Below are 10486 nucleotides of genomic sequence, written 5' to 3' on the forward strand. Positions count from 1 at the left end.
AAGAGGCCCGCAAGCCACCCTCGCCAGTCAGATGAACACTGTCCCTCGCATATATAGCGCCCCACGCCCGCTGATGATCACTCGGCCGTTACCCGGCACCTCGCACTGCAACTGCCCCTTGCGCACCCCGCCCTGCTCGCAGCTGAGGCTGCGCTTGCCGAGGCGCTCGGACCAGTAAGGCGCCAGCGAGGTGTGTGCCGAGCCGGTCACCGGATCTTCGTTGATCCCCACTCGAGGGCCGAACCAGCGGGTGACAAAGTCGAAGCCGCGCCCCGGCGCAGTCACGGCAATGCCACGCACATCGAAGGCCGACAGCGCGACGAAATCGGGCTTGAGCGGATCGATCAACGCTGCATCGTCGATCACCACCACGAAGTCATCCGAGCGGTACAGCGCGCGGGCGCTCGGCAGACCGAGGGCCTCGAGCAGGCCATCGGGGATGTCCACCGCCACAGGTTGCTTGGCCGGGAAGTCCATGGCCAGCAAGCCATCTGCACCGCGACTGACGCGCAACTCACCGCTGCGGGTATTGAAGCGCAACACCTCGGCCTGCTCATGCAACTGCTCGAACAACACCCAGGCCGAAGCCAGCGTGGCGTGGCCGCACAAATCGACCTCCACGGCCGGGGTGAACCAGCGCAGGTCGAAGCCTTCGCCGTTACGCACGAAGTAGGCCGTCTCGGACAGGTTGTTCTCTTCGGCGACGCGCTGCAGCACATCGTCCGGCAGCCAGCTGTCCAGCGGAATCACCGCCGCTGGGTTACCGCCAAAAGGTTCGGCCGAAAAAGCATCGACCTGGAAGATCTCAAGTTGCATGCACACACTCCTTGTCAGGCGGGATCGAAAGCTGGGATTACGACAGTACTGGCGTGAGCACTGGCTCGCCAGCGAAGAATGCCTGGAGATTGCGCACCACCAGGGTCACGGTGTCGCGCGCCGCTTCCGGCGACTGGCCGGCGACATGCGGGGTCAGCACGGTATTGCCCAATACCTTGAGTGCCTCGGGCACGGCAGGCTCGTCATCGAAGACATCCAATGCTGCGCCAGCGATGACGCCCGTCTGCAATGCCTGCACGAGCGCCTGGGTATCGACCACGCTCGCGCGGGCGATATTGACCAGATACCCCTCGCCCCCCAGCGCCTCGAGCACCGGGGCATCGACCAGATGCAGGGTACCGGCACCACCCGGGGTGGCGATCACCAGGATGTCCACGGCCTGGGCCAGTTGCAACGGGCTGTCGTACCAGGTGTAGGGCACATCACCACGCGGCGTGCGACTGTGGTAGCTGACGCTCATGTCGAAGCCCTGGGCTGCACGCTTGGCGATGGCCTGGCCGATGGCGCCAAGGCCGATGATGCCAAGGCGCTTGCCGCTCACCGATGGGCTGATGACCCGGTTCCATTCACCGCGCCGGGTGCTGGCATCGGCCCGGGGAATATCGCGCAACATCGCCAGCAACAGGGCCATGGCGTGATCGGCGACCGGGCCTGCGTTGGCACCAGCACCGTTGGTGACGGCGATGCCACGGGCCTTGGCGGCGGCCAGGTCGACCTGCTCATAGCCTGCGCCGATCACGCAGATGATTTCGAGTTTGGGCAGCGCCTGGATTTCAGCACCGGTCAGGCCCAGCGGGCCACGGGTGAGGACAGCATCGATCTGCTCGGCATGCTCGGCGATGGCTTGCGCTCGCCGTTGCGGGGATGGGGCACGAATCAGGTGGTAACCGGCCTGCTCCAGCAGCGGCAGGTAATCATCGACGGTTTCCACCAGTACCAGGACTGTCTTGCTCATGCCACCCTCCGGTTCGATTCAGAGGGGGATTATGCCAGTTCGGCGGGAGACTGCGAGGGCCTCTATCGCGGGGGCGAGCCCACGACAGGGACGTGAAGGATACTTACTGCGGGAAGGCCCTGCCCAATCCACCCGGCACACCGCTGCTGTCGGTTTCCTGCCAGGGGCCATTGGGGCTCAGCGACCAGCTCCAGCCTTTGTCATAACGGTAGTAGGTGCGCTGACGATAGAAGGTGTTGGGCTGCTTCTCCAGCACATAGACGCCAAGCTTCGGGTCCCAGTGGCTGGCACCCCCTGGCGGCGGCGCGAAGCTCGCGGAGGTGCGTGGCATCGGCTTGGGAATACCGGACGGCGCGCCAGGCTGCGGTGCGGGCTGTCCGCCCGGTAGCGGCTTGACCACCGGCCCCTGGTGCGGTGGTGGCGTGGTCTCGATCGGTGGCAGCGACTCGCGCTCGCCTGGCTGGTGCACCGTACAGGCAGAAAGCCCCAGGGCCAGGGTGATCAGGGTCAGGCGTACGCTGCGGTTCATGGCGGCAATCTCTTATCGGTCGGGACGGTCGATGGTCAGGTGCTGTGTTGGCTGGCCGCGGGTAGCCAGCGGCGCGCTCTGGCCGATCCACTCGCCCTGGGTCGGCTGGCCGGCACGCGATACGCGCGCAACCAGTTGGACTTCAGCGAAGTCCGACAGTTTCATCTGCGGCATCATCGCGTCGGCATCCGACAGCTGCACTTCGATCGGCAACTGCGCCACCGTCACCCGCTTGGCCGCCAGCGGCATCGGCGGGCCGTTGCTGGCGCGGGCGAAGATGAACACGGTGTCGTCCGGCTTGACCTTGTCCTTGAGCGCTGCGGCCAGCTCGACACGCACGGTCAGGCTCGCCGCCTGCACCGGCTTGCCGCCATCGGCCTTGAGCTTGTCGGCGGCACGGTCGATACCACCCTGCAAGGCGGCGCGCGAGGCGTCGCCTTCGGGCAGTTGCGCCAGCAGGCGCTGCCAGTAATCGATCGCTTCCTGGTAGCGCTCGCCCTCGAAGGCAGCGATGCCGCGCAGCCCCAGGCTGGTAACCTCGTTCGGGTCGGCCTTGAGTGCTTCGTCGGTCAGGCTCTGCAGTTGCGCACTCCACTGCTTGTCGGCAGCGAAGTACTGCGCCTGGGCCCACTGCCCGAGCAGCTCGGGTTCACGACCGGCCAGGGCGACCGCACGCTCGAAGGCCTTGGCGGCATCGGCAGGACGCTGGTCGGCCATGTAGGCGCGGCCGAGGAAATACAGGCCCTCGGCAGAGTCCGGCTGAGCCTGCACGGCACGCTCCAGGCGCGTGGTCATCTCCTGCATGGTTTTCGGCGCATCGGCGAACTCACGGGTCAGCTCGACCTTGTCGGCGGCGCCGAAATGCAGGTACAACCCCAGCGCCATTACCGGCACCAGCACGGCAGCCACCAGCGGCAGGGTCTTGCCCAGATGCCCCTGACGCGGCGCCTCGCTACCTTCGGTGTCGGACAGCAGTTCACGGGCCGCCTCGTCGCGCCCCTTGGCCAGTTGCCCGGCGTCGAGCACCCCGGCCTCCTGCTGCGCAGTCAACTCAGCGACCCGCTCCTGATACAAGGCCACGTTGAGCGCGGTGCGGTCTTCTTCGGCCTGCTGCTGGCGGCGGCCACGCAGGATCGGGATCAGCAGGAAAGCCAGGGCGGCGAGCAACAGCAGGCCCGCACTCAGCCAGAATTCAGTCATGGGTCTGTTCTTTATCCAGCAGTTTGGCGAGACGTTCGCGTTCGTCCACGGAGAGTTCGGAGTTGCCGTGCGCCACCGGGCTGCGGCGCCGACGGACGATCACCGCCAGCACCACGAAGCCGCCAGCCAGCAACACGCCAGGGCCGAACCAGAGCAACCAGGTACGCGCCGTCAGCGCTGGCTTGTAGCGTACGAAGTCGCCGTAGCGATCAACCATGAAGTCGATGATCTGCTGGTTGCTCTGGTTTTCGCCGAGCATGCGGAAGATTTCCCGGCGCAGGTCGGCGGCGATCGGTGCGTTGGAGTCGGCGATGTCCTGGTTCTGGCACTTGGGGCAGCGCAGTTCCTTGGTCAGTTGCTGGTAGCGCTCGCGCTCGGCATCGTCGCGGAACTGATAGGTATCGATGGCCGCCCTGGCCATGCCGGCCAGGCTCAAGCCAAGTATGGCGGCGGCAAGCCAGCGTTTCATGGCCGCCCCTCATCAACCAGCCCCTGGTAAAGCGGCGCCAGTTGCTCGCGCCAGACCGTGGCGTCGACCACACCGACATGCTTGTAGCGAATGATGCCCTTGGCGTCGATCAGGAAGGTTTCCGGCGCGCCGTAAACGCCAAGGTCCAGGCCCAGAGTGCCCTGCTCGTCGCGGATGTCGAGCTGGTAAGGGTTGTGGAACTCGGCCAGCCATTTGAGCGCGGCGGCGTTGTCGTCCTTGTAGTTGATGCCGTAGATCACCACGCCTTGCTCGGCCAGTTGGTTCAAATAAGGGTGCTCGACCTTGCACGATGGGCACCAGGTGCCCCAGACGTTGACCAGCGCCGGTCGCCCCTGCAGGTCGGCCTGGGTCAGGGTCCGGTCGCCCTGCACGCTCTGCAGCGAGAATGCCGGGAATGGCTTGCCGATCATCGCCGACGGCAGTTCATCGGGCTTGAGGAACAGCCCCTTGTACAGAAACACGGCCATCAGCAGGAACACCGCCAATGGCACTACCATGATCCAACGCTTCATGCCGTCGCTCCAGACAGGCCCAATGTATCGCGCACCCGCGCCGTGACCTTGACCCGATAACGCCGATCGAGCGCTGCGAGCAGCCCGCCCAGTGCGGTCAGCAAGCCGCCCAGCCAGATCCAGCGCACATAGGGCTTGATGTGTACCCGTACTGCCCAGGCACCGTTCTCCAGTGGCTCGCCCAGGGCGACATAGAGGTCGCGGGTAAAGCCGGCATCGATACCGGCCTCGGTCATCATCGATTGCTGCACGGTGTACAGGCGTTTTTCCGGGTGCAGCACGGTCACTTCACGCCCCTCGCGCGACACACGGATGGTGCCCCTGTCGGAGATGAAGTTCGGACCCTCGAAGTGCCTGGCGCCCTCGAACAGGAAGTGATAACCGCCCAGTTCGACGCTTTCGCCCGGCGCCAGGCGCAGGTCGCGCTCGGCGCTGTTGTTGCTCGACAACACCACGCCCAGGGCACACACCACCAGCCCCAGGTGGGCCAGGTGCATGCCCCAGTAGCTGCGGTGCAGGCCGCGCAGTCCCTTGAGCAGGCCCTTGTGACGGGTCTTGTCGAGAATATCGCGCACCCCGCCGAGCACCACCCAGGCGGCCAGGGCGAAGACGCTGAGCGCCGGCCAGTCGAAGTCGTCGACGATCAGCCCGGCGACCGGCGCCAGGATCGCGCTGCCGATCAGCACCGGCATCAGCATGCCGAACAGCCATTTGCCAGGCGTATCCTTCCAGCGCACCAGCACACCGATCGCCAGCACTACCATCAGCAGCGCCATCAACGGCAGGAACAACGCATCGAAGTAAGGTGGGCCGACCGACAGCTTGGCGCCGGTCAGGGCGTCGAGCACCAGCGGGTAGAGCGTGCCCAGCAGGATCATCGAGGCAGCCACCACCAGCACCAGGTTGTTGGCCAGCAGCAGCGTCTCGCGCGACCACAGGCCAAAGCCCACATGGCTCTTGACCACCGGTGCGCGCAGGGCGAACAGGGTCAGCGAGCCGCCGACCACGAACAGCAGGAAGATCAGGATGAACACACCGCGCGACGGGTCGGCGGCGAAGGCATGTACCGAGGTCAGCACCCCGGAGCGCACCAGGAAGGTACCCAGCAGGCTCAGCGAGAACGCCGCGATGGCCAGCAGCACGGTCCAGCTCTTGAACACCCCGCGCTTTTCGGTCACTGCCAGCGAATGAATCAGCGCAGTGCCGACCAGCCATGGCATGAACGAGGCGTTTTCCACCGGATCCCAGAACCACCAGCCGCCCCAGCCGAGCTCATAGTAGGCCCACCAGGAGCCGAGCGTGATGCCGATGCCGAGGAAGGCCCAGGCGACGATGGTCCAGGGCCGCGACCAGCGCGCCCAGGCTGCATCCAGGCGGCCACCGAGCAACGCCGCGATGGCGAAGGCGAAGGCCACCGAGAAGCCCACGTAGCCCATGTACAGCATCGGCGGATGGACGATCAGGCCGAAGTCCTGCAGCAGCGGATTGAGGTCGCGACCGTCGGTGGGCACCTGTGGCAGCAGGCGGGTGAACGGGTTGGAGGTGATGATCAGGAACGACAGGAAACCGGTGCTGATCATGCCCATCACCGCCAGCACCCGCGCCAGCATCACCTGCGGCAACTGGCGCGAGAACACCGACACGGCGAAGGTCCAGCCACCCAGGATCAACGCCCAGAGCAGCAGCGAGCCTTCGTGGGCGCCCCACACGGCGCTGAACTTGTAGTACCAGGGCAGTGCGGTGTTGGAGTTGTGGGCGACATAGGCGACCGAGAAATTGTCGGTCATGAAGGCATGGGTGAGGCAGGCGAAGGCAAAGGCGAGGAAGGCGAACTGGCCCCAGGCCGCAGGGCGCGCCAGACTCATCCACAGACGGTCGCCACGCCAGGCACCGAGCAGCGGCACGCTGGCCTGCACCACGGCAAAACAGATCGCCAGGATCATCGCCAACTGGCCAAGCTCGGGGATCACCAGGGCAGCGTTCATGGCTTGACCTCGCCGGCAGTGGCGGCCTGGCCGCTCTCCTTGAGCGCCTTGGTCACCTCAGGCGGCATGTACTTCTCGTCATGCTTGGCCAGCACCTCGTCAGCCACCACCACGCCCTCGGCGTTGAGCTTGCCCAAGGCAACGATGCCCTGCCCTTCGCGGAACAGGTCCGGGAGGATGCCACGGTAAGTGATCGGCACCGATTTGTTGAAGTCGGTGACCACGAAGCGTACGTCGAGCGAGTCGGCCGAGCGCTGCACCGAGCCCTTCTCGACCATGCCGCCGGCGCGAATGCGTGTGTCCTGCGGCGCCTCGCCGTTGGCGATCTGGGTGGGCGTGTAGAACAGGTTGATGTTCTGCTGCAGGGCACTCAGGGCAAAGCCCAGGGCCACGGCGACGCCGACCAGCAGGCCGAGGATGAGCAACAGACGTTTCTTGCGCTGCGGATTCACTGGTGGTTCTCCCGGCGCAGACGGCGCGCCTCTTCTTGCAGGTAGCGGCGGCGGGCCTGCAGCGGCAGGGCGACATTGATCGCCAGTACCGTCAGGCAGATGCCATAGGCCGACCACACGTACAGGCCATGATGGCCCATGGCGAGGAAATCACTGAAGGAGGCGAAACTCATCGCACGGTCTCCCGGCCCAGGCTGCTGAGCACCTCTTCGCGCACCCAACTGGCACGCGCTTCGCGCTTGAGCACTTCAAGGCGCATGCGCAGCAGCAGCACGGCGCCGAAGAAGCAATAGAAGCCCAGCACCGTCAGCAATAGCGGCAGCCACATCTCGGCAGGCATGGCCGGTTTTTCGGTGAGGGTGAAGGTGGCGCCCTGGTGCAGGGTGTTCCACCACTCCACCGAATACTTGATGATCGGGATGTTGACCACGCCGACGATGGCCAGCACCGCGCACGCCTTGGCGGCGCTGTCACGGTTACTGATGGCCTGGCCCAGGGCGATGATGCCGAAGTACAGGAACAGCAGGATCAGCATCGAGGTCAGGCGCGCGTCCCACACCCACCAGCTGCCCCAGGTCGGTTTGCCCCAGATCGCCCCGGTGACCAGCGCCACCGCGGTCATCCACGCGCCGATGGGGGCGGCGCACTGCAGGGCGACGTCGGCCAGCTTCATCTTCCACACCAACCCCACCACACCGGCGACCGCCAGCAGCACGTAGCAGGACTGCGCGAGCATGGCCGCAGGTACGTGGATATAGATGATGCGGAAGCTGTTGCCCTGCTGGTAGTCCTGCGGGGCGAAAGCCAGGCCCCAGGCGATGCCCACCAGCAGCAGGAGCACCGCAGCGATGGTCAGCCACGGCAGCATGCGGCCGCTGATGGCATAGAACCATTTGGGGGAACCCAGTTTGTGGAACCACGTCCAGCTCATTTTCATCAGGGTACATCCAGGGTCTTTGCCGGGCTTCGGTGCCCGGGACTCGTTATTCGCCGACGCTGATCTTCAGGCCGGCCGCTATCGCAAAGGGTGTCAGTGTCACGGCCAGGGCGGTCAGGCAGGCCAGCCAGAGCAGGTGTCCGGTCGCGGGCATATTCTGCAACGCCGCCTGCAACGCACCACTGCCCAGGATCAATACAGGGATATACAACGGCAGAATCAGCAACGCCAGCAGCAAACCACCGCGCTTGAGCCCGACCGTCAACGCCGCGCCCACCGCCCCCAGCAAGCTCAGCACCGGAGTGCCCAGCAGCAGCGAGCCGAGCAGCACCGGCAGGCAGGCGACTGGCAAACCCAGCATCAGCGCCAGCAGTGGCGCCAACAATACCAGCGCCAGCCCGGAAAAGGTCCAGTGCGCCAGAACCTTGGCCAGCACCAGCAATGGCAGTGGATGCGGTGATAGCACCCACTGCTCCAGCGAGCCATCCTCGAAATCGCTGCGGAACAGGCCGTCCAGCGACAGCAATACCGCCAGCAAGGCCGCGACCCAGACCAGTCCAGGCGACAAGGTTTGCAACAATTGCGTCTCGGGGCCGACCGCCAGCGGAAACAGCGCCACGACAATGGCGAAGAACACCAGCGGGTTGGCCAGCTCTGCCGGGCGACGGAACAACAGGCGCGCTTCGCGGCGCAGCAACAGAAGGAATACGCTCATGCCGCCCACTGCCCCAGGTTGAGTTCACGGTAGCCGGACGGTCTGCGCTCGAGGTTGTGATGGGTGGTCAGCACCACCGTCCCCCCCTGCTCGCAGTGCGCGGCCAGGTGCGCTTCGAGCTGGGCCACCCCCTGCTTGTCGAGGGCGGTGAACGGTTCATCGAGGATCCACAGTGGCGGGCAGTCCAGGTGCAGGCGGGCCAGGGCGACGCGGCGCTGCTGGCCGGCCGAGAGGGTATGGCAAGGCACATCCTCGAATCCGCGCAGGCCGACCGCCTCGAGAGCCGTCCAGATGCCCTCGCGGGTCGCGGGTCGATGCAGGGCGCAGAGCCAGGCAAGGTTCTCTTCGGCCGTCAGCAACTCCTTGATCCCGGCAGCATGCCCGATCCACAGCAGGATACTGGCCAGAGCATGGCGCTGCTCGCCGAGGGCGCGGCCATCGAGCAGGATCTGCCCTGCCGTCGGCTGCATTAGGCCGGCCAACAGGCGCAGCAGGCTGGTCTTGCCGCTGCCATTGGGGCCGCTGACCTGCAGCATGTCGCCGGGGCGCAGTTCGAAGTCAAGGTGCTCGAAGAGCAGTCGCCAGTCGCGCTCGCAGGCAAGGTTCGCGGCTTGGAGGTGGAGGGTCACGGTTTCGCCTTATGCTGTTCATGGCGTGTCGAGCAGTGGCGCCTTCTTCGCGGGCAAGCCCGCTCCCACAGAAGCAGCAGCGATCCTGTGGGAGCGGGCTTGCCCGCGAATGAAACACCGCAGATCAACACCCTTGTCTCAAGTCGCCCTGCCACTGGCCGTTATACTGGCAGTGGCAACGCGCTCGGCATTATTACATGTGCCATCCCGCTGCCAAGAGGGCTGGCTCGACAGGTTGTATACAATCATGACGGAAATCAATAGTCTCGGCGCACAAAGCGCATTCGCAGCGCAGGTGGCCAAGGCCAGCCTGACCGGTGAGCTGCTGCGCCTGAGTCAAGCGCAACCCGGCCTGATCCCCCCGGGCCAGACTGCCCAGGCCGAAGTGCTGAACCTGCGCCAGGTAGGCCAGGACTTCATGATGCTGTTGCGCCTGAGCCTGCCCAACGGCAACCAGGCCCAGGTGCAGGCCAGTGCCAACCAGCCCCTGCCCCCCGGCAGCCAGATCACGCTTGGCCAAGCCGATAGCAACCGCCTGGCTGTGGTTTTGCAACAGGCCAGCGCCAGCAACATCGCCACCCTCACTCAGCTCGACACCGGCAAGATACCGATCGGCACCTTGCTGCAGGGCAAGGTGCTGACCAGCCAGGCACTGCCCGGCAGCGCGGCGCAGACCACAGCGTTCCGCTCGCTGGTGAGCCTGCTCAACAGCAGCCAGGCCGGCGCCACCCTGACCATCGACAGCCCACGTCCGTTGGCGGTCGGCAGCCTGCTCAGCGCGCTGGTGCAAGGCGACCAGTCGCTGCGCTTCGTACCCCTGAGCGGGCGCCAGGACCAATTGACCATCGCCCAGCAACTGCTGACCCAAACAAGCCGCCAGGCGTCGCTGCCAACCTTGCTCAACGCCTTGCAGCAGATCGCCAACGCCCCCGCTGGCAACAGCGAGCTGAGCGCTACCGCCGCGCGCCTGCTGGCCAGCCTGCCAACCCCCGCACAGCTGGGCGACGCCAAGAGCATCGCCCAGGCACTGAACAACAGTGGCGCGTTTCTCGAAGCCAAGCTGCTCGGCGGCCTTGGCGCGGGAGTGGCTCCAGACCTCAAGGCGCAGCTGGTGCGCCTGGTGGCGCAAGTCTTGCCGAGCGTTCCGGGCAACCCCACATTCAATCCGGCGCTGGCCGCCACCGCCCTGGCCCAGGTCCTGCCGGGCATGGCCCGCAGCGCCCTGGGCATGCTCGACCAAGTCAG

General features: G+C 65.8%; 12 protein-coding genes and 1 pseudogene. 1 reads left to right on the forward strand and 12 read right to left on the reverse strand.

Features of this window, described 5'->3' with window-relative positions; all coding sequences use genetic code 11:
* Positions 1 to 27 precede the first annotated feature (27 nt).
* The 12 genes from APH44_RS28350 to ccmA all read right to left on the reverse strand — a co-directional run bounded on the left by APH44_RS28350 (position 28) and on the right by ccmA (position 9241).
* Entirely contained in the window at positions 28 to 816 is a 789-nt protein-coding gene (locus APH44_RS28350; RefSeq protein ID WP_054895606.1) for a PhzF family phenazine biosynthesis protein, read from the reverse strand.
* A gap of 37 nt (positions 817 to 853) precedes the next feature.
* Positions 854 to 1792 carry a 2-hydroxyacid dehydrogenase gene (locus APH44_RS28355; protein ID WP_054895607.1) on the reverse strand — a complete coding sequence of 313 codons (939 nt, stop codon included), beginning with the start codon at positions 1790 to 1792 and terminating at the stop codon, positions 854 to 856.
* Between the two features lie 103 nt (positions 1793 to 1895).
* Entirely contained in the window at positions 1896 to 2321 is a 426-nt protein-coding gene (locus tag APH44_RS28360; protein ID WP_054895608.1) for a hypothetical protein, read from the reverse strand.
* Between the two features lie 12 nt (positions 2322 to 2333).
* Positions 2334 to 3521, reverse strand: a complete 1188-nt coding sequence (ccmI, locus tag APH44_RS28365; RefSeq protein WP_054895609.1) for a c-type cytochrome biogenesis protein CcmI — start codon at positions 3519 to 3521, stop codon at positions 2334 to 2336.
* Positions 3514 to 3990, reverse strand: a complete 477-nt coding sequence (locus APH44_RS28370; protein WP_054895610.1) for a cytochrome c-type biogenesis protein — start codon at positions 3988 to 3990, stop codon at positions 3514 to 3516. Before APH44_RS28370 ends, ccmI begins: the two co-directional genes overlap by 8 nt.
* Positions 3987 to 4523 (reverse strand): DsbE family thiol:disulfide interchange protein, encoded by a 537-nt coding sequence (locus APH44_RS28375; RefSeq protein WP_054895611.1) that lies wholly within the window; start codon positions 4521 to 4523, stop codon positions 3987 to 3989. The genes APH44_RS28370 and APH44_RS28375 overlap by 4 nt, the downstream gene beginning before the upstream one ends.
* Positions 4520 to 6493, reverse strand: a complete 1974-nt coding sequence (locus tag APH44_RS28380; RefSeq protein WP_177339355.1) for a heme lyase CcmF/NrfE family subunit — start codon at positions 6491 to 6493, stop codon at positions 4520 to 4522. Before APH44_RS28380 ends, APH44_RS28375 begins: the two co-directional genes overlap by 4 nt.
* A gap of 11 nt (positions 6494 to 6504) precedes the next feature.
* Positions 6505 to 6960 carry a cytochrome c maturation protein CcmE gene (gene ccmE / locus APH44_RS28385; protein WP_054895613.1) on the reverse strand — a complete coding sequence of 152 codons (456 nt, stop codon included), beginning with the start codon at positions 6958 to 6960 and terminating at the stop codon, positions 6505 to 6507.
* Positions 6957 to 7133, reverse strand: a complete 177-nt coding sequence (gene ccmD, locus APH44_RS28390; protein WP_054895614.1) for a heme exporter protein CcmD — start codon at positions 7131 to 7133, stop codon at positions 6957 to 6959. Before ccmD ends, ccmE begins: the two co-directional genes overlap by 4 nt.
* Positions 7130 to 7897 (reverse strand): heme ABC transporter permease, encoded by a 768-nt coding sequence (locus APH44_RS28395; protein ID WP_054895615.1) that lies wholly within the window; start codon positions 7895 to 7897, stop codon positions 7130 to 7132. The genes ccmD and APH44_RS28395 overlap by 4 nt, the downstream gene beginning before the upstream one ends.
* A gap of 46 nt (positions 7898 to 7943) precedes the next feature.
* Positions 7944 to 8612, reverse strand: a complete 669-nt coding sequence (gene ccmB, locus APH44_RS28400) for a heme exporter protein CcmB (protein ID WP_054895616.1) — start codon at positions 8610 to 8612, stop codon at positions 7944 to 7946.
* Complete coding sequence (gene ccmA, locus APH44_RS28405) at positions 8609 to 9241, reverse strand: cytochrome c biogenesis heme-transporting ATPase CcmA (protein ID WP_054895617.1); 633 nt, start codon at positions 9239 to 9241, stop codon at positions 8609 to 8611. Before ccmA ends, ccmB begins: the two co-directional genes overlap by 4 nt.
* Before the next feature lie 247 nt (positions 9242 to 9488).
* Here ccmA and APH44_RS28410 point away from each other — a divergent pair.
* A pseudogene (locus tag APH44_RS28410) lies at positions 9489 to 10486 on the forward strand (flagellar hook-length control protein FliK); the annotation flags it as partial.

This window comes from Pseudomonas sp. NBRC 111143 (assembly GCF_001320965.1).
Classification (GTDB): domain Bacteria; phylum Pseudomonadota; class Gammaproteobacteria; order Pseudomonadales; family Pseudomonadaceae; genus Aquipseudomonas; species Aquipseudomonas machongensis.